At 68.8% G+C, this 23,878-nt stretch carries 26 protein-coding genes and 1 pseudogene; 17 read left to right on the plus strand and 10 right to left on the minus strand.

The features are described from left to right. The first annotated feature begins 3 nt into the window (after window positions 1-3). Both OG522_RS34770 and OG522_RS41335 read left to right on the plus strand, forming a co-directional pair. On the plus strand, window positions 4-849 hold the full coding sequence (locus OG522_RS34770) for an oxidoreductase (protein ID WP_329467022.1): 846 nt from the start codon (window positions 4-6) through the stop codon (window positions 847-849). A gap of 242 nt (window positions 850-1,091) precedes the next feature. Continuing rightward, window positions 1,092-1,430, plus strand: a complete 339-nt coding sequence (locus OG522_RS41335; protein WP_443074856.1) for a Tn3 family transposase — start codon at window positions 1,092-1,094, stop codon at window positions 1,428-1,430. A gap of 221 nt (window positions 1,431-1,651) precedes the next feature. On the opposite strand, the gene OG522_RS34775 is transcribed toward OG522_RS41335, so the two are convergent. Continuing rightward, window positions 1,652-2,230 carry a TetR/AcrR family transcriptional regulator gene (locus OG522_RS34775; RefSeq protein ID WP_329467023.1) on the minus strand — a complete coding sequence of 193 codons (579 nt, stop codon included), beginning with the start codon at window positions 2,228-2,230 and terminating at the stop codon, window positions 1,652-1,654. A 90-nt stretch (window positions 2,231-2,320) separates the two neighbouring features. Between OG522_RS34775 and OG522_RS34780 the strand changes: the two genes are divergently transcribed. Together OG522_RS34780 and OG522_RS34785 are read left to right on the plus strand one after the other, a co-directional pair. Next, on the plus strand, window positions 2,321-2,767 hold the full coding sequence (locus tag OG522_RS34780) for a DUF1772 domain-containing protein (protein WP_329467024.1): 447 nt from the start codon (window positions 2,321-2,323) through the stop codon (window positions 2,765-2,767). Window positions 2,768-2,811: 44 nt separating this feature from the next. Beyond that, window positions 2,812-3,162, plus strand: coding sequence for an antibiotic biosynthesis monooxygenase family protein (locus OG522_RS34785; protein WP_329467025.1), 351 nt, complete (start codon window positions 2,812-2,814; stop codon window positions 3,160-3,162). A 614-nt stretch (window positions 3,163-3,776) separates the two neighbouring features. Here the strand turns inward: OG522_RS34785 and OG522_RS34790 are convergent. Beyond that, complete coding sequence (locus OG522_RS34790) at window positions 3,777-4,247, minus strand: hypothetical protein (RefSeq protein WP_329467026.1); 471 nt, start codon at window positions 4,245-4,247, stop codon at window positions 3,777-3,779. Window positions 4,248-4,883: 636 nt separating this feature from the next. Here OG522_RS34790 and OG522_RS34795 point away from each other — a divergent pair. The 3 genes from OG522_RS34795 to OG522_RS34805 all read left to right on the plus strand — a co-directional run bounded on the left by OG522_RS34795 (window position 4,884) and on the right by OG522_RS34805 (window position 7,545). Further along, window positions 4,884-5,018, plus strand: coding sequence for a hypothetical protein (locus OG522_RS34795; protein WP_329467027.1), 135 nt, complete (start codon window positions 4,884-4,886; stop codon window positions 5,016-5,018). A 187-nt stretch (window positions 5,019-5,205) separates the two neighbouring features. Next, complete coding sequence (gene cpt / locus OG522_RS34800) at window positions 5,206-5,736, plus strand: chloramphenicol phosphotransferase CPT (RefSeq protein WP_443074788.1); 531 nt, start codon at window positions 5,206-5,208, stop codon at window positions 5,734-5,736. A gap of 909 nt (window positions 5,737-6,645) precedes the next feature. Next, window positions 6,646-7,545 carry a glycoside hydrolase family 19 protein gene (locus OG522_RS34805; protein WP_329467029.1) on the plus strand — a complete coding sequence of 300 codons (900 nt, stop codon included), beginning with the start codon at window positions 6,646-6,648 and terminating at the stop codon, window positions 7,543-7,545. 130 nt (window positions 7,546-7,675) lie between these two features. On the opposite strand, the gene OG522_RS34810 is transcribed toward OG522_RS34805, so the two are convergent. Then, window positions 7,676-8,176, minus strand: a complete 501-nt coding sequence (locus OG522_RS34810; RefSeq protein ID WP_329467030.1) for an NUDIX hydrolase — start codon at window positions 8,174-8,176, stop codon at window positions 7,676-7,678. A gap of 471 nt (window positions 8,177-8,647) precedes the next feature. Here OG522_RS34810 and OG522_RS34815 point away from each other — a divergent pair, with 471 nt between their 5' ends. Continuing rightward, a complete protein-coding gene (locus OG522_RS34815; protein WP_329467031.1) occupies window positions 8,648-9,187 on the plus strand; it encodes an ArsR/SmtB family transcription factor in 540 nt (179 codons plus the stop codon). Further along, complete coding sequence (locus OG522_RS34820; protein WP_329467032.1) at window positions 9,184-10,479, plus strand: MFS transporter; 1,296 nt, start codon at window positions 9,184-9,186, stop codon at window positions 10,477-10,479. The genes OG522_RS34815 and OG522_RS34820 overlap by 4 nt, the downstream gene beginning before the upstream one ends. A gap of 74 nt (window positions 10,480-10,553) precedes the next feature. Here OG522_RS34820 and OG522_RS34825 read toward each other — a convergent pair whose 3' ends face one another. Continuing rightward, window positions 10,554-11,405, minus strand: coding sequence for a LysR family transcriptional regulator (locus OG522_RS34825; protein ID WP_329467033.1), 852 nt, complete (start codon window positions 11,403-11,405; stop codon window positions 10,554-10,556). 81 nt (window positions 11,406-11,486) lie between these two features. Here OG522_RS34825 and OG522_RS34830 point away from each other — a divergent pair, with 81 nt between their 5' ends. The 3 genes from OG522_RS34830 to OG522_RS34840 all read left to right on the plus strand — a co-directional run bounded on the left by OG522_RS34830 (window position 11,487) and on the right by OG522_RS34840 (window position 13,887). Then, on the plus strand, window positions 11,487-11,981 hold the full coding sequence (locus OG522_RS34830; RefSeq protein ID WP_329467034.1) for a cupin domain-containing protein: 495 nt from the start codon (window positions 11,487-11,489) through the stop codon (window positions 11,979-11,981). Between the two features lie 202 nt (window positions 11,982-12,183). Continuing rightward, the gene (locus OG522_RS34835) at window positions 12,184-12,543 is read left to right on the plus strand and encodes a DoxX family protein (protein WP_329467852.1); all 360 of its coding nucleotides are present in this window, start codon (window positions 12,184-12,186) and stop codon (window positions 12,541-12,543) included. A 543-nt stretch (window positions 12,544-13,086) separates the two neighbouring features. Beyond that, a complete protein-coding gene (locus tag OG522_RS34840) occupies window positions 13,087-13,887 on the plus strand; it encodes an MFS transporter (protein ID WP_443074857.1) in 801 nt (266 codons plus the stop codon). Window positions 13,888-14,362: 475 nt separating this feature from the next. On the opposite strand, the gene OG522_RS34845 is transcribed toward OG522_RS34840, so the two are convergent. The 3 genes from OG522_RS34845 to OG522_RS34855 all read right to left on the minus strand — a co-directional run bounded on the left by OG522_RS34845 (window position 14,363) and on the right by OG522_RS34855 (window position 16,558). Further along, on the minus strand, window positions 14,363-14,566 hold the full coding sequence (locus OG522_RS34845) for a hypothetical protein (RefSeq protein WP_329467035.1): 204 nt from the start codon (window positions 14,564-14,566) through the stop codon (window positions 14,363-14,365). A gap of 750 nt (window positions 14,567-15,316) precedes the next feature. After that, the gene (locus OG522_RS34850) at window positions 15,317-15,469 is read right to left on the minus strand and encodes a hypothetical protein (RefSeq protein ID WP_329467036.1); all 153 of its coding nucleotides are present in this window, start codon (window positions 15,467-15,469) and stop codon (window positions 15,317-15,319) included. A gap of 324 nt (window positions 15,470-15,793) precedes the next feature. Continuing rightward, window positions 15,794-16,558, minus strand: a complete 765-nt coding sequence (locus OG522_RS34855) for an alpha/beta hydrolase (RefSeq protein WP_329467037.1) — start codon at window positions 16,556-16,558, stop codon at window positions 15,794-15,796. Window positions 16,559-17,043: 485 nt separating this feature from the next. On the opposite strand from OG522_RS34855, the gene OG522_RS34860 reads away from it, so the two are divergent. Together OG522_RS34860 and OG522_RS34865 are read left to right on the plus strand one after the other, a co-directional pair. Continuing rightward, complete coding sequence (locus OG522_RS34860) at window positions 17,044-17,388, plus strand: L,D-transpeptidase (RefSeq protein WP_329467038.1); 345 nt, start codon at window positions 17,044-17,046, stop codon at window positions 17,386-17,388. Between the two features lie 14 nt (window positions 17,389-17,402). Next, a pseudogene (locus OG522_RS34865) lies at window positions 17,403-17,908 on the plus strand (SigE family RNA polymerase sigma factor). A gap of 234 nt (window positions 17,909-18,142) precedes the next feature. Here the strand turns inward: OG522_RS34865 and OG522_RS34870 are convergent. Next, complete coding sequence (locus tag OG522_RS34870) at window positions 18,143-18,283, minus strand: hypothetical protein (RefSeq protein WP_329467039.1); 141 nt, start codon at window positions 18,281-18,283, stop codon at window positions 18,143-18,145. A 631-nt stretch (window positions 18,284-18,914) separates the two neighbouring features. Here OG522_RS34870 and OG522_RS34875 point away from each other — a divergent pair. Continuing rightward, window positions 18,915-20,546 carry an eCIS core domain-containing protein gene (locus OG522_RS34875; RefSeq protein ID WP_329467040.1) on the plus strand — a complete coding sequence of 544 codons (1,632 nt, stop codon included), beginning with the start codon at window positions 18,915-18,917 and terminating at the stop codon, window positions 20,544-20,546. 142 nt (window positions 20,547-20,688) lie between these two features. On the opposite strand, the gene OG522_RS34880 is transcribed toward OG522_RS34875, so the two are convergent. Continuing rightward, complete coding sequence (locus OG522_RS34880; RefSeq protein ID WP_443074789.1) at window positions 20,689-21,345, minus strand: response regulator; 657 nt, start codon at window positions 21,343-21,345, stop codon at window positions 20,689-20,691. Then, window positions 21,342-22,538: a sensor histidine kinase gene (locus tag OG522_RS34885; RefSeq protein WP_329467042.1), complete on the minus strand. Its 1,197-nt coding sequence runs from the start codon at window positions 22,536-22,538 to the stop codon at window positions 21,342-21,344. The genes OG522_RS34880 and OG522_RS34885 overlap by 4 nt, the downstream gene beginning before the upstream one ends. Before the next feature lie 178 nt (window positions 22,539-22,716). Here OG522_RS34885 and OG522_RS34890 point away from each other — a divergent pair, with 178 nt between their 5' ends. Then, a complete protein-coding gene (locus OG522_RS34890; protein WP_329467043.1) occupies window positions 22,717-23,232 on the plus strand; it encodes a YceI family protein in 516 nt (171 codons plus the stop codon). Window positions 23,233-23,327: 95 nt separating this feature from the next. Then, on the plus strand, window positions 23,328-23,861 hold the full coding sequence (locus OG522_RS34895) for an ATP-binding cassette domain-containing protein (protein WP_329467044.1): 534 nt from the start codon (window positions 23,328-23,330) through the stop codon (window positions 23,859-23,861). Window positions 23,862-23,878: the final 17 nt, after the last annotated feature.

Genomic DNA, 23,878 nt, shown 5'->3' on the forward strand with positions numbered 1-23,878 from the left:
GCTATGGGAACAGGGGAGAACATGAGTGTTTGGTTTGTCACCGGTGCGTCGCGCGGGCTCGGCGCGGAGATCACCCGTGAGGCGCTGGACCGAGGACACAGCGTGATCGCGACGGCGAGGGACGCGTCGGCGGTGCTGCTGGCCTACCCGGGAAAGCCGGACGGACTGCTGGCGGTGAACGCGGACGTGACCGAACCGGAGCAGTTGGCGGCCGCAGTTGAGGCCGGTCTGGCGAAGTTCGGCCAGATCGACGTTGTGGTCAACAACGCCGGTTACGGTCTCGTGGGCGCGATCGAGGAGGTTTCCGACGAGGCCGCTCGCGCTCTGTTCGATGTCAACGTGTTCGGTGCGCTCAACACGCTGCGGGCGACCCTACCGACGCTGCGTGCCCAGCGATCCGGACATGTCCTGAACATCGGCTCCGTGGGCGGCTTCGCCACCGCTCCGGGCGTCGGTCTGTACGGTGCGTCGAAATTTGCCCTCGAAGGCATTTCCGAGGCACTGCACAGCGAGCTGGCACCTCTCGATGTCCGTGTCACGATCGTGGAGCCGGGGGGCTTCCGTACCGACTTCCTCAACAGCTCCAGCGTGCGGGTCGAACCGGCCTCCATCGAGGACTACGAGGCAGGTGCGGGGCCGGTGCGCGAGGCGCTGGCCCACAGCGACGGCCGTCAGCCGGGAGATCCAAAGAAGGGGGCAAAAGCCATCGTCGACGTCACCGAGGTCGCCGAGCCTCCGCTGCGCCTGCAATTGGGCGCGGACGCGATCGAGCGCGTTGAAGCGAAGCTCGACCTAGTGCGACGTGAACTCGACCAATGGCGGAACGTGGCACTCTCCACTGCCATCTGAGGAAGGCGCCCGGCTCCTTTCGAAGGACATGTTGAACTGGGCATGCGCTGGAGCGGCTGGGCCGACGCATGCGTGTGCTGGTTCATGTGTCGGCCGTCGCTCCGTGGTGGCGCGACTGCCAAGCGTTCGCGGCGGAGGAGAGTCGCGACCTCGCGGCCGAGTACCCGGAGGACGTGCCGGACCTCGTGGCTCGACGGGGCCGTGCCGCTCCAGCCGTTGGCTCGATATTCGTGACCAGGCAGATGCCCTGGCCCGTCTTGCGAGAGGTGGCCGTCGGGATCGGCGAGGACTTCGTCCTCGTTTTCACGCCGGGGGTGTCCTCCCTGCGGGCGTACCGGACGGGGCAAGAAGACCAACTCGGCGCGTTCGGCCTGGTCCTGAATTCCGCCGTGCTGTGGGCAACCGGCTACCTCCACGTCGCTGTCGATCACCTCGGGCCCTGCCGCCCGAGGAGTGGGGAGCATGACGTCCTGGACGAGGACGTGGCTCGGGTCTCCCCGCTGAAGCAAGCCACCCTCAACTGCGTGGGCGTTCAGCCTCGCCGCCCGCCCGTTACGCGAGGGCCTGCGCCCACTGCGTGACCCGGCGACCGTCCACATCTACGGGGACGACGAGGGCACCAGTGAATGACGCGGCATCAAGACGCGTATCGGGTCGTGATCAGTGAGCATCGCGGTTTCCGGGGCGGGGGCCCATCTCGGGTACGGAGCCCGGCGGTCTGCGCCGTGTGGGCGGTAGCGACGCCGCTGGCAGGTAGCGGCGGGGCCCGAGGGCCCGGCCGCTTGAGCGCCGGGATGGGGTGTCAGAGCACGGCAAGGCGGTCCACCAGCAGTTCCACCCTTTGATCGGTTTCGCCGGGCATCAGCCGTCGCGACCGGGTCAGGGTCGCCACCCCGTGCAGGGACGCCCAGAACACCTCGGTGAACAGCCCCGGGTGGACACCGTCCCCCGCGACCTCGGCGAGGCACTCCAGCAGCGCGGCGAAGGCGTCCTTGAGAGGTTCCGGGGTGTCCTCCTGTGCGTACGCCAGACCGCCGTCGAGCTGGAAGATGGCGTCGTAGACCGCCGGGTTGCGTGCGGCAAAGTCGAGGTAGGCGCACGCCAGGGCGGTGACCCGCTCGCGCGGGCCGTCCACGGCGGCGGTCGCGGCCCGCACCGCCGCGGCCAACTCTGTGGCGCCTTGGAGGGCGACGGCGCCGATGATCTCGCGTTTGCCGCGGAAATGGGTGTAGAGCACGGGCTGGCTGTACTCGATGCGCTCGGCCAGCCGGCGCGTGGTGACCGCGTCCCAGCCCTGCTGCTCGGCGAGTTCACGGGCCGTCGCCACGATGAGGTGCTCGCGAACCGCCCGTTCGCGCTCCTTGCGTTCCTGTACCGACATAACTCGAAGCCTAGCACCGCTAGACATCCAAGCGGCAGTAGTACTAGCGTTGACCGCATCAGCTAGCAGCGCTAGATCCCAGGAGGGGCCATGCTCAGCGCACTTCAGGTCATCACCACAGTCGCCGTCGGTCTGATGGTGGGGGTGGAGTTCTCCGTCGCCTTCGTCATGAACCCGATCTTCGAGGCCCTCCCGCAGGACAGCAATCAACAGGCCCGCTCCCACGGGGGCCGGATGCTCGGCGCCGTGATGCCGGTCTGGTACATCGGCTCACTCGTCCTCGTCGGCATCTGGGCGGTGGCCGGATGGCACCACCACGGCACCCGCCTCGTCGTCATCGCCGCCGCGCTGCTGATCGTCAGCGTGATCATGTCGGTCCTGCTGCTCGTCCCGATCAACAACCAGGGCAAGACCTGGACCCCCGACAACCGGCCCGACGACTGGAAGCAGCAGATGAAGCGCTGGGACCGCTACCACTACTTCCGCGTCGCCATCATCGTCGCCGCCTTCGCCGCGCTGGTCGCCGCGCTCGTCTGAGTCAGGACACACCCACTATCCGATAGCGAGAGGGAGTACCGAAGATGGCCAAGTTGCAGAGCCTCGACCCGCACACGCCGATGTTCGCGCAGTTCAAGGAGGAGACCGGGCCCATCGTCCTGGCCAACACCTTCTTCGTCCCGAAGGAGCGGACCGAATCGTTCCTGACCCTCTTTCAGAGGCAGGCCGAGTTCATGAAGGCTCAGCCGGGGTTCGTCTCCCTGCAGATGCACAAGGGAACGGCGGACAGTCGGCTACTGATGAACGTCGCCGTCTGGGAGTCGACCGAGGCTCTCGCCACGGCGTTCGCCAGCTCGGAGTTCCAGCGCATGGCGGCCGAGTTCCCCGACGACATCGTGTCGTACCCGCACATCTTCGAGCAGATCGACGTATGACACGTCCTGAAAGGCATCAGGGGCGGGGCGGTGGCGGAGCGGGAAAACGGTCACTCTGACCTGGGAGACCATGCACCCAGTGGTCAGTCAGCATGTGTTCAGCTCGCTTGCGGAGGAAGTGACGGCGTTCGCGGAGGCCGGGGCATGGTGGTGGAGTTCGAGGGGCCGCGGTCACGCGCCTCGTCGAACTCACCGTCATGCAGCAGTCAACGAACTTGTGCCACGGAGTCCGGGAGCTGCGCTTTGGGAGCGGCGGGTCGGCCGTGAAGTGGGCGATGTCGGTGCAGACGCTGAAGTCGGGGCTGCCGGTGGTTGTGTGGAGCTGGCCGATGGTGGCGGCCAGGGCGCCTGTCGCGCCGGGGAACGGCCTGGCGGTGGGGGGGCGAGGTCGAGGTCCAAATGCCGGTTCCGGTAGGGGCGTTCGGGGGTGGCGGCTTCGGCTTGCGGGGCTTGAGCCTGGTCGGTGATGTCGTGGTCGGTTCCGGGGCGCTTGGGCAGGCGGCGATTTCGGCGAGGAGCGTGTGGGCGCGCTGGTCGATGCCGTCGAGGGACTGGGGCGTGAGGTAGCCGGGGCACGACCAGGCGGTCGAGACGGCGGCCGTGGGCGGCCGCGGTCAGTGGTTGTTGGGGCTCAGCAGCGTGGCAGCTGCGGTGACGAAGGCCACCGCCGCCTCCTTGGCCGTGTGCCGCTGTGCGTCGAGTTCGGTGCGGCTCGTGGCTCGGCGCAGCGCGTACGTGGCATCAGCGGCCTGTTGGGCGGGGCCGGTCAGTTCGGGGAGCAGGACCTGAAGGCGGATGTGGGGTGCTGTGATGGCCGCCCGAGTGTCGTGGGACCTCGTCTGGGCCTCTAGCTGGTGTTCGGTACCTGCTTCGGTCAGGGCCAGACGCTCCCGGTGAAAGATCGCCGAGCGGTGCGCGTCCAGGGCGGCCGCGAAGTCGGTGACGGCACCGAGCTGGTCCTGGCGGTGACTGTCGGCGCGCTGCTCGGTACGTGCGGTGCGTGCCGCACGGTGCTGGAGGAGTCCGGCGGTCAGAGCGCCGGCGAGGGTACCGAGTACGGCGACGATTGAAGGCCATATGGACATCAGATGGTGGGTCCTCTCGAGTGGTCGGTTTCGAGGATGGAGACTGGCGGATCGCGAGGTATGCGGCGACGGGCGTCAGTAACCGGGTTACACCTGCGGCGCTCTGGACCTACCCTGGCGGTCAGTTGCGGCCGGGCCTACGTTCGCCTGCCGCCGACACCACTGCTGCCGAGCCGTCCGGCATACGCTTGTCCGCCTCGTGCCGCCCCCCTCGCCCCGGTGTGTTGTCCAAAGGTTGTTCGCTCCCTGCGTATCCAGCGGGGAAGGCTGTATCCAGCTGCGGGCATAGATGGTCCATCACCTCCGACCACACCGCTCGGATCAGCCTCGAAGCGGCCCAGGAGAGCGGGCACGTGCTTTACGGAGCCGCACTCGTCGGTAAGCGTCGACCAATCCGTCATGCGTTCATCCAACCAGTTGGCTCCGGACGAATCACGCCCGCGACCGACTCAAGGAGCCTCCACGGAACTGCGGTCAGAGCCCGGATTTCCCCAGCGGCAGGGGCACTTCCCTGCCCAGAGCTTAGATCCCGGTGGTCCCGCAGCGGAATGACAGGGGCCGTAACCTCGCCGTCCCATTCCCGCTCCAGGAGGCCTGGGGCTGGGATGACGACCCCATCGCCGCCACCCAACATGCGTGCGTCGCCGACGTCTACACCACGGCTCCATCGTGCTCGGCACCGACGGTGGCCTCTCCTACTGGACCTTGGTCGCGACCGGTCCCCAGCGAGGCAAGGTGTGGGTGGTGAGTGAAGTCGGCGCCTACCCGTAGCCGATGTCAGTGGCGTTGGGCTTCCGGGAGTGGATGCGACGCTGGCACGGCGGCAGTGGCTGGTGGGACTGACCAACATCTCGCCGGGTAGTGACTGACTACCAACTCGCCGGATTGTGGTGGGAGCACGAGGGCAGACCAAAATCGCTTTGGGGGGCCGCTTCGGCGCCCCTACTGTGGAGAGGTGATGACCCAGGTGATCGTTCTCAATGGTGGTTCCAGCTCGGGGAAGTCCGGGCTTGCCCGGTGTCTGCAGGCGGCCTTGCCCGATCCTTGGCTGGCCTTCGGGGTCGACACGTTGATCCAGGGTATGCCCGCATCTATGAGTGGGTCGGAGACGGGGATCGAGGTCGCTCCGGATGGCGGGGTGGCGGTCGGGTCTTCGTTCCGGGCGCTGGAAGAGGCATGGATCGAGGGGATCGCCGCAATGGTCCGTGCGGGTGCCCGGGTCATCGTCGACGAGGTGTTCCTCGGTGGAGCGGCATCTCAGCAGCGGTGGCAGAAGGCTCTGGGCGGATTGCGGGTGCTGTGGGTTGGCGTCAGGTGTGACGGCGCGGTTGCCGCCGGTCGTGAGGTCGCACGAGGTAATCGGGTTACTGGGATGGCCGAAGCGCAGGCAGACCTGGTCCACCAAGGGGTGCGCTACGACCTGGAGGTGGACACGACGCATGCCGAGGCCCTGGAGTGCGCGCGGATCATCGCAGCCCATGTGCACTGATCACTGATCGACGGTGCAGCTGAACTCCGCTGTGGCGCCTGAGAGGTACGCCTCCGAAGTGTGGCGGGCCCCCTGTCTCAGCGAGCCCGCCCTGCCCGTGTGGGTCCAACACCACGTGCCGGGCGGCGAGTTCGGCCCAGTGATGTTCACGGTCACCGGTCTTTCCGGCTGGGCGCCCCGGCTGGTACCCGCTCAGTGCCCGCCAGTTGACGGCACTGACGGGGCGCCCCGTCGAGCCCGGCGCGATGCCTGGACCAGGAGGACATCGCTGGTCAATTCTCCCAAGGTGCCCGTGCCCCGGGGGCCGCCCCGGCGCAACTGGCCGCGTTGGTAACGCTGCTGAGCCCGGCCACCGCGGTCGTCGGCCGCCTTGGGGCCCGACGCCTCCCACACCAACGGCAATCACCGGGCGAAGACGCGCTCGGCAACGGAATCCACCGCACAATCACGCTGACCTTCGTGCCCCCACAGCCCGAGGACAACGGCACCGGTGTTCCCCGACCGCCCTCCCCGTGCAGTGAGCGACCGAACCGACCGTGGATGTCGTGGCGAAGCTGAGCGGGCCCAATCCTCGAACCTGCGACCTAGGCGCTAACGCCGCCCTGTTTCAGCCGTGGCCTTGATCTCGCTTGGTCGAGGCGGTCTTGGAGACGGAAATGACGGTGACCGCATCTGCTGGCGGTCCGGCGGGCTGGGGCGAGGTGCGGTGGGGGCGTTCGAGACCTGACGCCCAACAGCGAATACTGCCCTACACCTTGACTGGTACAGACCTTTCCACTTGAGTGGCTCGCTAACGGCGGCAACCCCGCAAAGGGAGTCGGGCGTGTGACGGAAGCCGTGTGCCGCTTGGCTGATGTCGCAGAGTGCTGCCGATCCCCCCCACGCGAGCGCACCCAAAGGAGTGATCACGTGCTGAAAAGGTGCCTGACAGCATGGATCGCAGCACTGGCGACGTCGGCGGCCTTGGCCGTCACGCTGCCGATGTCCACCGCCTCAGCCGCCCCGCGGCAGGCCCTGAGCTGTACCTATTCGGACTGGGTTGCCGGCAGGTCCTACGTCACCGGAGACGTCGTCAGGTACACCAACGGCCAGTACTTCCAGGCCACACACGACAATCCCGGCTACGACCCGACCATCAGCACCTGGTACTGGAATCCCTACAACTGCGGCACGGGATCAGGGAGCCAGTCCGGTTTCGTGGTGAGCGAGGCTCAGTTCAACCAGATGTTCCCGAACCGCAACAGCTTCTACACGTACAGTGGCCTGACCGCGGCTCTCAGCGCCTACCCCGGCTTCGCGACAACGGGCAGTGACACCGTCCAGAAGCAGGAAGCGGCCGCGTTCCTGGCCAACGTCGCGCACGAGACCGGCGGCCTGGTCTACGTGGTGGAGCAGAACACGGCGAACTACTCGCAGTACTGCGACTGGAGCCAGCCCTACGGCTGCCCGGCGGGACAGTCGGCGTACTACGGTCGCGGTCCGCTCCAGCTCTCCTGGAACTTCAACTACAAGGCGGCGGGCGACGCGCTCGGCATCGACCTGCTCAACAATCCGAACCTGGTCCAGAACGACTCCGCGGTCGCCTGGAAGACCGCCCTGTGGTTCTGGGACACCCAGAACGGCGCGGGCTCGATGACCGCACACAACGCGATGGTCAACGGTGCCGGGTTCGGCGAGACGATACGCAGCATCAACGGCAGTGTGGAGTGCAACGGCGGCAACCCCGCCGAGGTGCAGGACCGGGTCAACTACTACCAGAACTTCGCCCAGGTTATCGGGGTGGGGCCGGGCGGCAACCTGAGCTGCTGAACGGCGGCCGCTGACCGGCTCCGCGATGGAATTTCCGCGGGCGCGTTCCCGGCGTAAGTGTGGAAGGGGTGCGGTCCGCCAGCGACGCCCCCACCCCTCAACCTCTATACCTGAAAGGGGAGTTGGATCACTAGAGCCCGTCCGGGTGAGCATGTAGGGCCTTGGCGATGAGGTCGTGGATGAGGTATTCGCCGGGGGCTCGGTTCTCTTTGAGGCGGGGGAGGTCGCCGGGGCCGAACCAGTCGTAGGTGGTGTGCTTGGACCATTCCAGGGCGGGGTGGTCCAGGTCGCCGTCGACCTCGATGAGGTAGTCCGCTTCGTGCCGTGTTCCGTTCCCGTCGTCGCCGGTCCAGGTGGTGATCCCGAGCAGGCGGTGGATACGGCGAAGGCGCCAGCCGGTCTCCTCGGCGACCTCACGGGCGAGAGCATCCAAAAGTGATTCGCGGGGCTCGACGTGGCCGCCGACGATGTCCCAGCAGTCGGGGAAGAGCCGCCGGTGTGGGCTGCGTTTCTGCGCGAAGGCTCTGCCGGCACGGTTGAGGATGACCGCGCCAACCGCCCAGGTCTCGCCGTAGGTGGGGACCGGGATTTCGACGTCGTTGTCCACGGCCACGCGGTGCTGATCTGGCATGTCCTCACTGTAGGGCCGTGTCAGGCCGCTGGCCTGGGCGTTGACCGTGGCATGACGGGGGCTCAGGGTCCGCGTGCAGAAGTGGGGGCTGAGGCCGCGCCGGTCTCCGGGACCTCGGCGTCGCTGACTCTGGCACCGTGGGGCCGCCCCCTTCCGTGACCTGGATTCAGATGCGGCTGCCGGTCGTGAAGGAGACCGCCAGACCGAAGGGCGGGGCATCGTCGCCCGCCGCTCTTCGGCGGCCGCAATGCCTGGGCTCCCTTTGGCAGAGGGTCTCGGATAGGTCCCTGCATGCCGTCTCGGCGTCGCGCCGCCGGTAGCCGTGTCGGGGGTTCCAGTCCGGCGGCGGCAGGAAGCGGCCCGCGGCCAGCCGTGCGCGGGAGCGGAGGCCTCTCGCGCCGGACAGCGAATTCCGGAAGACCCGTACGGAAACCCCTTGCTCAATGGTCAAGAATCGTTGACCATTAGGCCATGCCTACCGATGATCTTCCCGAGACGTTTCACGTCACCACGGACGAGCAGCTGCGAGCCGTCTCCAATCTCACCCGCCACCGGATCATGGCCGTGCTCCGCTTCGAGCCCGCGACGATTACGCAGATCGCCGAGCGAGTGGGCCTCGCGAAGGGGAGTTCCAGCTATCACGTACGGCTGTTGGAGCGGGCCGGCCTGGTGAAGGTGGTACGGACGCGGAAGGTGCGGGGGGTCACCGAGCGGTACTACGCGATGGCCGCGCGGGCGATCGTGCTGCCGGATCCGGGGGAGGGAGGGCCGGATGTGCTGATGCGGCATGCGGTGGCGGACCTGGAGGCGGCGCCGGTGGATGGCGAGCGGCACGTACGGATGGCGCACCTGCGGCTCACCGAGGAGCAGTTCGCGCAGCTGGGGGCGCGACTGGAGGCACTGGCGGACGAGTACCGGGAGCTGTCCGATCCGTCGCTGCCGGACGCGTCACTCGTCTTCGCACTGTTCCACCCGGCACCGCGCGAGCAGGGCGAGGGAGACGTCAAATGACCTCAGGCATACGGAAGTTGCCGACCGGGTGCGGACGGCTGTGGACTGCGCAGACGGTGTCCTCGCTCGGTGACGGGGTGTCGCATGCCGCGCTGCCGCTGCTCGCCTTGACGTTGACCCGGGATCCGATGGCACTCGCCGTCGTCACGGCCGCCGGAACGCTGCCGTGGCTGCTCTTCGGGGTGCTCGGCGGTGCGCTGGTGGACCGCTGGGACCACCGGCGCACGATGTGGGTCACGGACGCGGCGCGTGCGGTGCTGCTCGCGATACCGGCGGCAGCGGCCGCGCTCGACGTGCTGAGCATCCCACTGCTCGCGGCCGTCGCCTTCCTGCTCGGCATCGGCGGACTCTTCTTCGACACAGCCGCCACGGCCTACCTGCCGGATCTGCTCGGCCGCGACACCGCGCTCCTGGAGCGCGCCAACTCCCGCCTGCGCGGCGCCCAGACCGCCGCGTCCGGCTTCGCGGGGCCGCCTGCGGGCAGTGCCCTGCTCGCCGTCGGGCGGGCGGTTCCGCTGCTCGCCGACGCGGTGTCGTTCGCGCTCTCCGCACTGCTCGTACGTACGCTGCCCGCCATGCCCCGGCCGGTACCGCAGGCCCGCGAGTCGCTGCTGCGGCAGGCGCGGGCCGGTGCCTCGTACGTATTCCAGGACCAGTTGCTGCTCGGACTCGCGCTGCGTCCGGCGGTCGGGAACATCGCCTTCCTCGCCGTGGAGACCGTCCTCGCCCTCTTCGCGCACGATCGTCTCGGCATCGGCACCTTCGGCTTCGGCCTGCTCCTCACGGCGGAGGCCACCGGCGGTCTGCTCGGCGCGGGCATCGCCTCCTTCCTCGGCCGACGACTTGGCACCGGCACCGCACTGACCTGCACGGCAGCAGTCGAGGGACTCGCCATCCTGGGCCTTGCCGCCACCCCGAACCCGTACGTTGCCGGCCTCGCGCTCGCCGTCTGCGGAGCGGGCATGGGCGCCACGATGGTGCTCGGCCCCTCCCTTCGGCAGGCGATCGTCCCTGCCCACCTCATGGGCCGGGTCGCCTCCACCTCCCGCATGCTGGCCATGTGCGCCGCCCCGTTCGGCGCCTTCCTCGGCGGCTGGCTGGCCACCACCTACGACATCCGCACCCCGCTCTACGTCGCCGCCGTCCTCCTCCTGGCGATGACGGCCATCACGGCATCCATGACCAACAACCGCCGGGTCGAAGCGGCGCTGCGTGCCGCGGCTCCGGCCGACGGTCCGGATCACCCGACATCCAAGGATCCCGCCCAGGAGAGCGCACCTGACTTGGTGTGACCCTTCGCGGCAGGCGTCACACCAAGTCGGGTGCCGGGCCCCGCGGTGCGAGCGGCCGGGTCGGTTACCAGTGCTCAGTGGCGGTACGCGGCTGTCGCGATCTGGACGAAGGATCGGATCAACGGGTTGGTGTCACCTTCGTTCCACACCGCGACGGCTCGGCTCGGCGGCATGTCGATCAGCGGCACCACGGCCAACTCCGCGGGCAGGTCGTGTCCGAGCGGGGCCAGGCCGATGGTGCCGTTCCACAGCACGGCCTGGAGGCATTCCTGGACGGCGCGCACGACCGGGCCCTCGCGCGGCTTGCCGCCGTTCCAGTACGACTGCCAGATGGGGTCAGTGCCCTGCGGGAACTGGAACCAGCGGCGGTCGCTCAACTCCGCAAGCCGTAGCCGGTTGCGGCGGGCCAGCGGATCATCGGCGCGCAGGACTGCGCCAACCGGATCGGTTCGCAGCGTACGCACCGTCAGGGCGGTCTCGTCGAACGGCGCCCGGGTCAGGGCGATGTCGACGAGTCCGGCGCGCAGCCCGCACGTCGGGTCGGTCAGGTCGGTGTCGCGGATGCGGATGTCGATACCGGGATGGCTTCGGCGGTAAGCGGCGGCCAGCCTGGTCACTCCCGGGTCTGTGCCGTCGCCCAGGATGCCGACGGTGATGGTCGCGACGCCGGCCGCCGCGCCTACGCGTACACGGACGCGGTCGGCATGATCGAGTAGAGCCCGCGCCTCGTCAAGCAGCACCGTGCCCACCGAAGTGAGCGTGACGCCGGTGGGGGAACGGGCAAAGAGCAGGGCCCCGACGTCGGCCTCCAACTGCTTGATCGCACGGCTCAGCGGCGGCTGACTCATGTGCAGCCGGTTGGCGGCCCGGCCGAAGTGGAGTTCCTCGGCGACAGCGATGAAGTAGCGCAAGGTACGTAGCTCCACGCTGCAACGATACCCACCGGGTATGGGCACCGCGAGATGGGTCTTGGACACTGGCCGGGCCCTGGCGGTGGACTCGTTGGCATGACCGAAGAAACGAAGCACAGCGAGCCGCAGACCGACCCCGCCGTATCGGTGGTGGGCCCCGGCGCCGGCGAGACGATCGTTCTGGGCCCCACACGTATGCGCGTTCTGGAGGACGGCAGCCACACCGGAGGGCGCCTCGCGATCGCCGAATCCGTCCTCGCCCCGCACACCCAGGGACCGCCGCAGCACCGCCATGCCCGACACGACGAGGGTTTCTACATCCTCTCCGGCACCGTGCGGTTCACCGTCGGGGCCGAGGACTACGACGCCACCTCCGGCACGCTCGTGATGGTTCCGCCGGGTACGCCTCACACCTTCGACAACCCGACCGACCAGCCCGCCGTCATGCTCAGCACATTCACCCCCGACCTGTACGTGCAGTACTTCCGGGACCTCCAAGAGGTGCTCGCCGACGGCCGACCGCTGACGCGACAGGCCAACATCGACGCGATGAGCCGCTACGCGACCGAGCCCGCCACGGACCACACGTGAAGTCGACGGATGGAACGGATCGGCGCCGCCCTCCCTTCAACTGCGGGGGAGTGGCCGACCCGCGGGGACCGCGGCGGCCAACCGTCCTTCGACAGGCCCCCGGACGACGGACCAGGCCTTCTCCAGGGTACTTCTGGCCATCGACGTAATTGACAGGTCTCCGTGAACCGGTGACCCACGAACGGGAAGCATGAACGGGATCATGAACATCGTCTACTGGATCGTCGCGGGGCTGCTCGCCCTGTTCTACTGCTACGCGGGCACGCTGAAGGTGATCCGCAGCCGCGATCAACTCCGGCCGATGATGGCCTGGGTGGACCGCATGCCCCTGCCCGCCCTCAGGACCCTGGGGACGGTCGAAATCCTCGGCGCGACCGGCCTGGTCCTACCACCGCTGACCGGTATCGCGCCCTCGCTGGCGATGGCCGCGGCCATCGGCTTCGTCCTCCTGCAGACCGGTGCGATCGCCGTCCACCTGACCGGCAACGACCGCCGGATCGCACTCAACGTCGGGCTCACCGCCACCGCGGCCGCGACCATCTGGCTGTCAACCTCCCTGTGATCGAGCACAGTCCTCGACCGGCCGATGCCAACCCAGGGCCAACTGCCCCACGACCGCTGTCATTTCTCAGGTTCTGGCCCGCTTTCCGTGGATCACCATGCTGAGTGACGTTCGCCGGACGCGCGGCCCCTTGGGAAGCTGCCTGAACATGATCCGCCTCCAGTGCCGTGCGGCTGATAGTCCGGCTTGTGGATGAAGTAGTGCTCCGGTTGGAGGAGTTGCTGTTCCCATCGATCGCGGACATGGCTGTCCTGTTGGTCGACGTGAGCGGACGTGGCTTTCCTGTCGGTCGCCGCGAGCGATGAGGCGGTACACATCGAGGCCCGAAGTGCGTTGACAGGGCCGAGTACTCCGGCGGCGGGAGCTGGGCCCGGCGTATTCACAGGTCCTACCTGTGGTTTTCCGCTGATGTGCCCTGCGGGGTCAGACCGGGCGTCGTCGGTTTACGCGTTCGACGGTTCCTACGTCCGGTCATGTCCTGCGGGCGTCGGCCCTTCGCCGAGCAGATGTCGGGCCTGACTCGTCGATACGGTCGGCGGACCGATCGCCTCGGTCTACGCTGCCCGCGGTCGGCCTCGCGCTCGCCGGTCAGGCCCGGGGCCCGCATGGCGAGAGCCACCTCCCCACGCCGCAGGCATAGAGCGTGACCGCGACGCTCATGACCTGAGGCAGCACGGCTTCGGGTGGGTGGCCGCGATGGGCTGTCAGCCCCTTCTGCCAGCATGCTGCCGTGGCAGACTGTCCCTGCTGCGGCTGCGCGCGGTGTCGACCGGGCTGGTCGGGGCACTCTGCGGCTACCTCGTGCTCTTCGGGCCGCTCGCCCTGGTCCCCGTGGTCCTGGCCGACTCGGGCTCCTCCAACCTCACCGCGGGACTCGTCCTGACCGCTCTGCGTGCCGGGTTCGCGCTGGCCGCGACCGGGGCGGACCGGCTGCTGCCGGGCGGTATGAGCGACCGCGAGCGAGGAGTGCTGGGGACGGTCGTGTGTGCTGGCGCGCTCGCCGCCAGGTCGGCACTCCCGCTCACCACCGGCCCGCTGGTCCCACTGCTCGCCCTCCTCGGCCTGGGCCTCGGTACCTTCATCCCGGCGAACAACGCCCTGATCATGGGCGCCATCCCCGCCTCCTGTTCCGGCACGGGCGGCGGACTCGTCAACATGACCCGGGGCCTGAGTACCGCACTCGGCGTCGCCCTCGTCGCCCTGGCCCTCCACACCGCAGACGACGGCGGCACTTGGGCGGTACTCGTACTGCTCCTGGTCTCGCTCCTCGCGGTGGGAGTGGCCTGGGCAGGACCGGGCGGGCGCTCAACTCCCCGGAAGAATGTGGGACAGGGCGAACTGTGAGCGGCCGAGCGGGCCCTCAACTCCCCGGCAGAATGGGGCACATGGCGAACTGTGAGCGGGCCGGGCGGGTGCGCCGGCCCTGGGTGCGAGACGGGTTGATCGCCGTCATCGATCTGGTTGTCGCTCGGGCCAGAGAGATCACGGCCTGCTTGTGGCTCTTGCCTTCGGCTCTCTTGCGGTCGTAGAAGGTTCTCGAGACGGGGTGGCACCGGGCTGTGACCATGGCGGACTCTGCTGTTCTTCAGCCAGGTGGCGAGCCGATTCGTGCCGATCAGTCGCAGGGCGGCCGGGGGACTGATAGCCGGTCAGCTGAACCGACGCCGAAGGCTTGACCTCCGTCGCGAGAGTTCTAGGGTCGGTCGACCCCAACGTCTTGCTCCTGGAAGTGTCCATGCCTCGCCGATCACCGAGCGAGATCAGGACGCAGCTCCCGCGACGCCGAACGCATCATCGGCGGGCACCCGTGATCCGCGGACTATCCGTCGCCGAGAACAGACAGATCGCCGTCTTCGAACGAAGGCAAGGCCTCTCCGCAGGCGAGGTCGCATACGCGTACCGCCGCTGGAATGCCGACATTCGGCCGCCACGTGAGGACCTCGATCGGTTCTACGAGCGCGATGACACAGACCTCCGCACCGGCGACCACCACGTCCGCACCCTGCTGGAGATCAGACTCCATGCCCTGAGGTCCAAGGCGCGATGCGAGCTGAGCACAGTCATCACGCCCGCGGACGAACGCGTCCTTGAGCGCACGCTCAACGATCCCTTCGCACCCCCAGACCATCGGATGAGTCGAATCGATGTCTGCCCCCCAGCCGTTCCTAGTTCTGACCGACATCCGAAGGCACGTCAGGCCAGAACGGCTGCCAGTACTGGCCAGCATTCGTTCCTCGTTTTCATCTACGCAGCCAGCCATGCGACGGCCTCCGCAGGTGTGGGCGGATGGTCCGCAACCCTCGTCGGCCTCGGGCAGGGGTGGGCCCGCCAAGGGTTTGGTCGACTTCTCCCAGGGGCGTCTGTGGCGGCCGTACAGGGAGTCACAGACCCTGTAGGTGCAGTTGACTCCGGCGCTCTCGCGGGACGATCACGCGTGCGGGCCGATGCTGTTGTGCTGACGGGGCATCAACCCTCTCGCAGCGCCTCCGCACCCCACCGGCGGCGCGGCTCGCCGTCGTCGCGGGCCGCCCGCGCGGTGCGGCCCGGTTGTCCTGGGCTGGCCAGCCCCAGCGGGGTGGGCGCTAGGGCCGGGTGGGCGGTCCGTCACCGTGCGATCTGGACAGCCCGCGCGCAGCGCGGTGGGCCGTCTCGGCGGTGGCCCACGCTGAGCGCGGGTCCAGGGTCACGCTGGAAGGCGGCGTTGTCAGTCCTCCACCCGGTGGCATGAGAGAGATGGGGTGATGCCCCCCGGGGTTACCGCGGCCAGGCTGGCCTACAAGGCCGCGACACCTCGCCAAAGATGGTGTGCTTTGCCGTTCAACCAGTGCGGCTCGGCGAGAGTGATGAAGAACTGCGAGCCGTTGACTGCGAACCGTTGGTCCCCGGCCGCCGTGAGCCACCACAGCGCGGCCGTTGATGTGGCCATCGGAACTCCCCGGCCGCGCTCACCGGATCTGCGAGTGCTTGGCACGTTCAGCCGTTGTTCACCGATTCTCTGGTACCTGGCCCTGAGGGATCTGAGGCTCACCCGCATTGCTCTGCCGCACGGGCGGCGGCGAGAGGGGGCGGCGGTGGAAGGTCTCCCTACAGGGGCCCGTTGCCGGACTTTCAGGGTCCGGGCTGTTGAGGGCTCCACCCCCTGGGAGGAGTGGGGTGGGCTGGTGACGTGGGAACGCCTCATGGCTGGAGCCCCGGCTTGGGGACGTGGTGGGGGAGCCCGGCTGGGGGCCGGGCGCCGCAACCGCGCATGTCAGGCCGCCGGGCTGACCGCTCTGCCGAGGTGCCGGGCGAAGAATCGGACCGCGCTGTCGGCCTCGAACCGGGGCAGTTCCTTGTGCTTGCCTGAGTTCACGTGCAAAGACTTCTCCTTCGAGGCGAATGCGTCGAACAGCGCGAGTCCCTCGTCGCGAGTGATGTGCTCGTCATCCCACTGCAGATCGAACTCGATCGGGATGGTGATCTGCTTCGCCTTCTCAGCCAGGACGTCGGGCCAGTGCTGGCCGAGGACCGCGGCGGTGATCCTGGGCTCGATCGCCACGAAAGGTATGCCGATCGCGGTGCCCATGTTGATGCCCCAGTAGCCGACCGGTCCGTTGGCGCCGATCTCCGGAAGCTCCTGGAGGGCGTCCAGCGTCGCCCGGTACTCGGGTACCGCGAGTTGCGCCAGGTGCTCGTTGTAGCGGACGACGATCGGGCCTTCCGGCTCGCCGGCCGCTCTCGCCCGGAACAGTTCGGCGATCTCAGCCTCGTCGTGCGCCGTGCGCGGCCGGTCGCCGTGACCGGGCGCGTCGATGACGGCGACGTGGAAGCCGCAGCCGTTCACGAGGAGACGGGCCCGGCCGGCCATCGCCGGGTGCTTCTTGTGATTGCCTCCGCCATGGCCCATGAGGACCAGGGGCGCGTGATCGGCGCTGGAAGCCGGCGACCAGAGAACTCCGGGGACGTCGCGCACGGTGAAGTCGCGCTCAAGGACGCCGTTGGACGAAGACTCGGCGGTGAAGTGCAGAGAGTGCATGGGTGTTGCCTTTCGAGAGTGCCTTGTTGTCGAGGCGCTCCCGGCGACACCTAGGTCAATCGCCGGCCGTGACGGGAAGGGGGAGCACCCACAGAGATACAGCGTTCATGGGTCTCACCTCCTCGGGCGGTGTCACGGGCGACTGGAAGCTATCAGATTGATCAACAGCGCGGCCAGGCCTTTTCCTGATGCACGATCACAACTCCACGCGGGCTCTCGGCCCACCGTCAGGCCGGGACACCAGCCCTGCCTGGGCGGCCGGCCCCTCGGCCTCGGATCGCACGACGTCCGTCACTTCACCATCGGCCGGTCACTCGTCGCCACGGTCGACGCGAGCACGCACATGATGACCGTCAACACCGGCGGTCAGACGACGCGCATCCCCGTCACCACCGGGCGGCCGGTGCTGGACACCTGGAAAGGGACGATGGTTGTCATGGACAAGCAGTCCAAGGTGCTCATGGACTCCAGAACCGTGGGCCTCGGTGACGAGTACCGCGGCGACTACTTACTGGGCCGTACGCCTGACGACGTCGGGGACGTACGTGCACCAGAACCCGCAGGCGGACACCGAGGCCGGACACCGTAACGTCACCCACGGCTGTGTCGGCCTCGCCACCGACGGCACCGCCAAGCGCTTCTACAACCAGGTAGCGGTCGGTGACGTTGTCACGGTCACCGGGTCGGACAAGGCCACCGTCGCCGTCGGCAACGGCTACGGCGACTGGAACCTGTCGTGGAAGCAGTGGCTTGAGCACAGCGCCGCCGGACAGACCACGACCGTAAGACCCCCACCGCCCCGGCCGTACACCACGCGCCCCGCGCCGTGAGAGAGCACGACGAGGTGACCGAGGACGAGTTCGACCTCTTCTACGCGGCTGCTACCCGCGTCTGGTCGGCCAGTTGTACGCCGTGACGGGGGACCACGCCGAGGCTCAGGACGTGGTGCAGGAGGCGTTTGTACGCGCCTGGGACCGGCGTTCGTCTGTCCTGAACAGCGACCAGGCTCCCGAGGCGTGGATCCGCATGGTGGCACACCGCCTGGCGATGAGTCGCCGGCGGCGGGCACGTCACTGGTGGGATCTGGTCCGGGGCGAGCCCGCGCCCCGGGCGGCACCCGAACCGAGCCCCGACCACGTGGCGTTGGTCGCCGCGCTGCGCTGCCTGCCCGAAGCTCAGCGGACCGCCATCGTGCTGCATCACCTGTGCAACCTGAGCGTGGAGCAGATAGCCGCCCAGACCGGCGCGGCCCTCGGCACTGTCAAGGGGCGCCTGTCACGCGGCCGTTCCGCACTCGCCGCTCATCTGGTGAGCGCGGAACCACACCCGACGGAGCGAGCCTGTGTCTGACCAGCCGCCACCGCATCCCCTGACCGAGGCGGAGCTTTCGGCTCGGCCTCGCGGGCTGGCCGCGCTCGGCAAGGCGTCGACCCCGGGCAAGGGAGCACAGATCAGGAGCCGGGCGGCACGCCGCCGCGGCCGACGCGCTGTGCTCTCCACCACCGCACTGGCGGCAGCGGCCCTCACCTGCGGCGCCCTCGGCTCCCTGGCCGAGCAACCCTCATCTCCAGCGATGTCCGCGGCTCAGCCGTCTCCGGTGCGCACCCAGCGGGTGACGGTCGGCCTGGACGCCCACACACTGACCATCGAAGGCAAGAGGTTCACCATCGGCGCGCCGGCGAACTTCTGCCCGATCGGCGAGACCACCGTCACAGTGGCCGCCAAGTACCCTTCCGTCCAACTCCGCCCCAACAAACGCCCCATCGGCCGTGCGGGCGCCCGGAATTGGGCCGTCCCCTTCACCGACCGCAGCCACCAACAGCGGCTGCTGCTGTTCGCGATGGAACCCTCCGTCTTCCAACTCTCGGCAAGGACGGCATCCTTGGTGCCGTCGCCCTTGCACCCGAGGACGGGAAGCAGGTGTACGTCGCCATCAAGCCCGGTGCTCGTGTGGAGATCAAGGGTCGGCAGGCCGCGAGCACTGCCTCCAACCCCGCGTGCATCGACCGACAACCGATCACCGGCACCCACTGACGCCGAAACCGCTGGGCCGGGGCCGCCCGGAGGGACTGGACGGCCTCAGCAGGTCTGTTGGGGTGGGGGAGCAGCCCGGCCAGGTGGGGCTCACAGGAGAACTCGTCGCCGACCGGGGTGCGTTCAGCACAGGGGAACGCATCTCGGGTGGGGCCCGCCCACGCAATGTTGCTGCGGACGGCGTGGAGGTGTGGCGTTGTGGAGTGTTGGCCGTCGGTGAAAGGATCGGCGTGGCTGCGTCTGCGGATGGCGGGGTAGCCAGTCGGCTGTCACCGCTCCAACCGGCCCGTAGCGCCACTCGGGGCGCCCACGAGAGGACCCCATGCGCGCCAACGAACAGGCCCAGAGCTCCGAAGGCAAGAAGTCTGCCCGCCCCGGCGCCACGACCGCGGCCCAGGGCAGCGGGAATGCTGGCGGCTTCCTCGCCCTCCAGGGTGCCGCGGGCAACGCGGCCGTCGTGCAACTGCTCCGTCAGGCCGGTCATTTGGGAACCCGGGAACAGCACCAGCACAACGCGGGCTGCGGTCACCCGTCGGCCGAGCCCGCCATACAGCGCTCCGCGGTCCACGATGTCCTGCGCGCTCCCGGCCGTCCCCTGGACGATGCCACCCGCACCGACATGGAGAACCGGCTCGGCGCCGACTTCTCCGACGTCCGCATCCACAACGACGCCGCCGCCAAGTCGTCCGCCACGGAGGTGGGTGCCCGCGCGTACACCTCGGGTTCCCATGTGGTCCTCGGCGAGGGCGGCAACGACCGTCACACTCTGGCCCACGAGTTGACCCATGTCATCCAGCAGCGCCAGGGGCCCGTCGCGGGCACGGACAACGGGGCGGGCCTGAAGGTGTCCGACCCCTCTGACCGCTTCGAACGCGAGGCCGAGACGAACGCGCGCCGTGCTGTCAGCGGACCGGCCCCGTCCGTCGACGCGACCAAGGCGGTCCAGCGATCCGGCCACCACACTCCGCAGCAGGCAGAGTCCGTACAGCGCCTGGTGCCGCACCGCAAGGATGCCAACGACGGCGACGATGCGGCGCAGCAGGCGTTCAACGCCTGCGTGACGGCCCTCGACACTGCCGTCCAGGGTGCGTACGACTACGTGGTCAGCTATCCGGCGCTGGGGGCTCTCGGTCAGCTTGACGGCCACACGCTTCACTGGACCGAGGTGTGGGCCGAGTTCGTCGCGGGCACGCGCGGCTCGGTCAGCAAGGAGTTCGGCTACGCGGTGGAGTCCCTCGCCACGTACGAGATGGCGAAGGCGAGCATGCCCGCGGGCTACCACATCGGACTCCAGCAGGTGTACGGCGGGACCCGGCCCGACGTCGTGCTCTACGGACCGGGCCAGCAATGCGTCGCGGCCCTCGACATCACCGCGTCCAACAGCGCTGGACACATCTTCGCGAAGGACAACTGGGACACACGATTCAGCAGGTTCGCGGAGATCACCTACCCCTCCCTCGACGATGCCACCCACATGGTGATGCGCGGCCGGGGGAACGCCACCGGCCCCGTGTCGGCGGCTGCGCTCGCCGAGTATCAGGAAGCGGCCGCCGAGCGGCGCCGACAACTCGCACTCCGATGCCTTGAGATCAAGCAGGACTTCGAGAACACGGTTGCCCCCGTCTTCCAGGCCAACCGCGCAGCGATCGATCTCCACACCCAGTACGGCGTGGAGGTGGTCGTGAACTGGCTCCGCAGCGGACGCTTCGACGTGGACAACGCCGACGGGCTCGACAAGACGGCCTCCTGCGTGCTGGCAGCCCTCGGAATCAACGGCGTCTCGTACGGCTTCGCGGCGGGGTACACCGCCAACGTCGCCCGCGGTGAATCCTTCCTCCTCGCGGCCGACCATCAACCCGGCGGTGCCGCCTGGGGGCAGAGCGTCCCGGGGCCCGACCTCTCCGCACTCAACGCCCCCCGGGGCTCCCGCAACCGCACGACAGCACTCGCGTAGCGGAATGCCAGCTCACCGCCCCTGAGCGCCCTAACCGGACAGGTTCGGCTCGTCCTTCCGCTCAGGGCGACGACCTTCGTCGACGTTCCTGTGGGGGAACGGCGAACGGACCTGTCCGGGTTCTCCAAGCCCGGCGAGCTCCCTACGAGCCGATGATGCCCGCGTCGTGGGCGATGAGACCGGCCTGGGTGCGGTTGACGCAGCCCAGTTTGTCCAGCATCCGCGACACATAGCCCTTGATCGTGGCCTCGGAGAGGAACAGCCGGGCCGCGATCTGCGCGTTCGACAGGCCCACGCCGAGGCCGGCCAGGACCTCGATCTCCCGCTCGGTCAGCAAGGCGACCAGCTCGCGTGCGCGGTCGCGGGCCGGAAGGCTGTCCGTCGACGCGGCGATGAGCCGACGGGCAGCGGAGGGCGAGAGCACGGTGTGCCCCTGGGCAGCCGTCCGTACGAGCCCGATCAGCTCCTCCGGCGGGGTCGACTTGACCAGGAACCCGGTCGCGCCGGCCCGCAAGGCACGCAACACGTACTGGTCGGCGTCGAAGGTCGTCAGCACCACGATGTTCGGCGGCTGTGCAAGCTGGTTGATGCGCTCGATCGCGGCCAGCCCGTCCATGCCCGGCATACGCAAGTCCATCAGGACGACGTCCGGGCGGCTGCGCCGGACGGCCTCGATGCCGGCCGCGCCGTCGTGGGCCATGCCGACGACCTCCAGGTCCTGGGCCGAGTCGAGAATGGTACGCAGGAACACGCACACCATCGGTTCGTCGTCCACCACCACTATTCGGGCCACGCTCACACCGCCGATCGCGCGGTCGGGACGTATGAGGGCAGCGTCGCCTCGACGCTGAACCCGCCGTCGGGACAGGGTCCGGCCCGCAGGGTGCCGTGCACGAGTTCTATGCGCCGACGCAGCTGCGCGATTCCCATGCCGGAGCCGGTGCCCGCGAGGGCGTTGCTCGCTCTGCTGGTCGGGGCACTGTTGTGGACCGTGATCCGCACCTGGGCCTCGTCGTACTGCACCCGTACGGTCACCTGGGCGCCGGGCGCGTGCTTGCGGACGTTGGTCAGCGCCTCGCGCAGGATGCGGTAGGTGGTGCGCCCGACCAACGGTGAGGCGAGGGCCGGGTCGCCGTCCTCGATCAACTCGGTCGGTGTGCCCACCGCTATCGACTCGGCGACCAGGTCGGTGAAGCCCCCCACCGAGGGCGTGTTGTCGCCCTCGGGCATGGTACGCAGAATGCCCACGAGGTCTCGCAGTTCCTCCAGGGCCTGGCAGCCCGCGGCGCGCAGTTCCTCCGCAGCCTGCCGGGTCCCCTCATCCTGCGCCGTCACTCGCAGCGCTCCGGCCTGCAGCACCATCAGGCTCACCCGGTGCGTGACCACGTCGTGCATCTCCCCGGCGAGCCGCGCGCGTTCTTCGGCGCGAGCCTGTTCGGCGAGCAGGTGGCGCTCCCGCTCGGCTCGCTCTGCGCGTTCGACGAGGGCGAGGACCATGCGTCGGCGGGCGTCGAAGTACAGCGCCAGCAGCGGCCCGACCGCGGTGCGCAGCAGGCCGATCGTCATGACGGTGACCGAGGGTTGCCAGGGTCGCATGATGACGAGGGTGCAGGCGGCGAGTACGAGGAACGCCGTCCGGCGGTTCGGCTGGTAGAAGAACGGGCTGTAGGCGGCCGCCACGGTCGCGTAGGGGGCCCACACGTTCGCGTCGTGGGCGGGCGTCAGCGCGTCGCCCGGTGAGATCAGCAGCGTCACCGCGAGCGTGAAAGCACCGAGCACGCCGACGACGGTGAGCGGGGCGACGCGGCGGAGGGCCAGCGAGGCGCAGGCGAGCGCCTGCACGCCCAGCACGACCCAGGCGAGGGTGTCCGGGTGGTCCGGCCACCAACTGGCGCCGATCAGCGTGGTGCCGGTGTCGAGCAGCACGAAGGCGACCGCTGTCGCAACGTCAACCGCCACCCAGTGCCCGCGGTGCCACGGTCTGTCAGTCATGACGTTTACGGTAGGGCATCCGTGCCGCCGCCCCGCCTGCGCCGGAGCCACCCCGTACCTCCGCCTCGGGCGGACCCTACGAAAGTCGCATGCCGCCGGCGATGACCAGCCGTTCGTCGCTCCCGGAACCGACCGCTCACCCTGCCGCGCGACGGGCCCGCTGCCGTGGAATGAGGGCATGGATGCAACAGGCAACCCCACCATGACCACTCCCCGGCTCGGCCGCTATTCGATCGACACGGACAGTTCGTCCATCACGTTCAAGAGCAGACACTTCTTCGGCCTCATGCCCGTACGCGGCACGTTCGCGATCCGGGGCGGCACGGTCGAGGTGACCGAGCCGCTGTCCCAGTCGCGTCTGCGCGTCGAGGTCGAAGCGGCGAGCTTCAGTACGGGCAACGGCCAACGGGACCGCGACGTGCGGTCGGTGAAGTTCCTGGACACCGACCGGCACCCGCTGATCACTTTCGTCTCCGAGCGGGTGGACGCAACATCCGTCTCGGGCACGCTCACCGCGTGCGGGATCACCCGGTCCGCGAGCCTGTCGATCGTGCGCTCGGAGGTGCACACGAACTCTTTCACCGTCCGCGCCACCACCCGGGTCGACCGCATCGAGTTCGGTGTGACCGCGGCCCGAGGGATGGCCGGGCGCCATCTCGACCTGACGCTGGAGGTCACGTGCGTCCGTGATTGACGCCGCCGCACACGCAACGGGCGGCGGGCGCCGGTCATGGCTAGCGCGGTCGTGGTCGAAGACCTGCACGAGAGCTACGGCGCGCGGTACGGGCCGTGGACGGGGCGAGCTTCGGCGTCGAGCGCGGGCAGATCTTCGCGCTGCTCGGCCGCAACGGCGCCGAAAAGACGACCACCGTGGAGATCTTGGGGGGCGCACCCAGGACGGCGGATGCGTTGACGTGCTCGGCCTCGACCCGGTCGACCAGTCCACGGCGCGCCCTGCGCGAGGGGATCGTACTGGTGCTGCAGGACACCGCGGTCGAGCCCGATTCTCACGATCCGCGAGACCATCGCCCACAAAGCACTACATGGAGGAGGCGCAGGAGCTGGCCGACCGAGTGGCCGTGCTCTTCGCCGGAGCCATCGTCGCGGGTGTTGGGCACGTCGTTCCACTTCGGCGGGCAGACCATGGCGACAGCAGCCGCGGACGCGATGAAGCAGTACTGCGGGCTGCTGGGCGAGCAGGAGATGAAAGCGATGTCGCCGGCGCAGTGGTCGGCGACGAAGGAACTGGTGAAGGACGACGGACAGATGGTGTTCGCGTACGGCATCTCCCGGCTCTGCCCGCAGCGTTGCCAAGGTCCTTAAGCCGGCCGTCGAGGGCA

Source organism: Streptomyces sp. NBC_01431 (assembly GCF_036231355.1).
Taxonomy (GTDB): Bacteria; Actinomycetota; Actinomycetes; order Streptomycetales; family Streptomycetaceae; genus Streptomyces.

Excerpts from the sequence above, each read along its gene's own strand:
- OG522_RS34770 (WP_329467022.1), top strand. The coding sequence starts at position 4 with ATGGGAACAGGGGAGAACATGAGTGTTTGGTTTGTCACCGGTGCGTCG.
- OG522_RS41335 (WP_443074856.1), top strand. The coding sequence starts at position 1,092 with ATGCCCTGGCCCGTCTTGCGAGAGGTGGCCGTCGGGATCGGCGAGGAC.
- OG522_RS34775 (WP_329467023.1), bottom strand. The coding sequence starts at position 2,230 with ATGTCGGTACAGGAACGCAAGGAGCGCGAACGGGCGGTTCGCGAGCAC.
- OG522_RS34780 (WP_329467024.1), top strand. The coding sequence starts at position 2,321 with ATGCTCAGCGCACTTCAGGTCATCACCACAGTCGCCGTCGGTCTGATG.
- OG522_RS34785 (WP_329467025.1), top strand. The coding sequence starts at position 2,812 with ATGGCCAAGTTGCAGAGCCTCGACCCGCACACGCCGATGTTCGCGCAG.
- OG522_RS34790 (WP_329467026.1), bottom strand. The coding sequence starts at position 4,247 with ATGTCCATATGGCCTTCAATCGTCGCCGTACTCGGTACCCTCGCCGGC.
- cpt (WP_443074788.1), top strand. The coding sequence starts at position 5,206 with ATGACCCAGGTGATCGTTCTCAATGGTGGTTCCAGCTCGGGGAAGTCC.
- OG522_RS34810 (WP_329467030.1), bottom strand. The coding sequence starts at position 8,176 with ATGCCAGATCAGCACCGCGTGGCCGTGGACAACGACGTCGAAATCCCG.
- OG522_RS34815 (WP_329467031.1), top strand. The coding sequence starts at position 8,648 with ATGCCTACCGATGATCTTCCCGAGACGTTTCACGTCACCACGGACGAG.
- OG522_RS34820 (WP_329467032.1), top strand. The coding sequence starts at position 9,184 with ATGACCTCAGGCATACGGAAGTTGCCGACCGGGTGCGGACGGCTGTGG.
- OG522_RS34830 (WP_329467034.1), top strand. The coding sequence starts at position 11,487 with ATGACCGAAGAAACGAAGCACAGCGAGCCGCAGACCGACCCCGCCGTA.
- OG522_RS34835 (WP_329467852.1), top strand. The coding sequence starts at position 12,184 with ATGAACATCGTCTACTGGATCGTCGCGGGGCTGCTCGCCCTGTTCTAC.
- OG522_RS34845 (WP_329467035.1), bottom strand. The coding sequence starts at position 14,566 with ATGGAGTCTGATCTCCAGCAGGGTGCGGACGTGGTGGTCGCCGGTGCG.
- OG522_RS34850 (WP_329467036.1), bottom strand. The coding sequence starts at position 15,469 with ATGGCCACATCAACGGCCGCGCTGTGGTGGCTCACGGCGGCCGGGGAC.
- OG522_RS34855 (WP_329467037.1), bottom strand. The coding sequence starts at position 16,558 with ATGCACTCTCTGCACTTCACCGCCGAGTCTTCGTCCAACGGCGTCCTT.
- OG522_RS34875 (WP_329467040.1), top strand. The coding sequence starts at position 18,915 with ATGCGCGCCAACGAACAGGCCCAGAGCTCCGAAGGCAAGAAGTCTGCC.
- OG522_RS34885 (WP_329467042.1), bottom strand. The coding sequence starts at position 22,538 with ATGACTGACAGACCGTGGCACCGCGGGCACTGGGTGGCGGTTGACGTT.
- OG522_RS34890 (WP_329467043.1), top strand. The coding sequence starts at position 22,717 with ATGGATGCAACAGGCAACCCCACCATGACCACTCCCCGGCTCGGCCGC.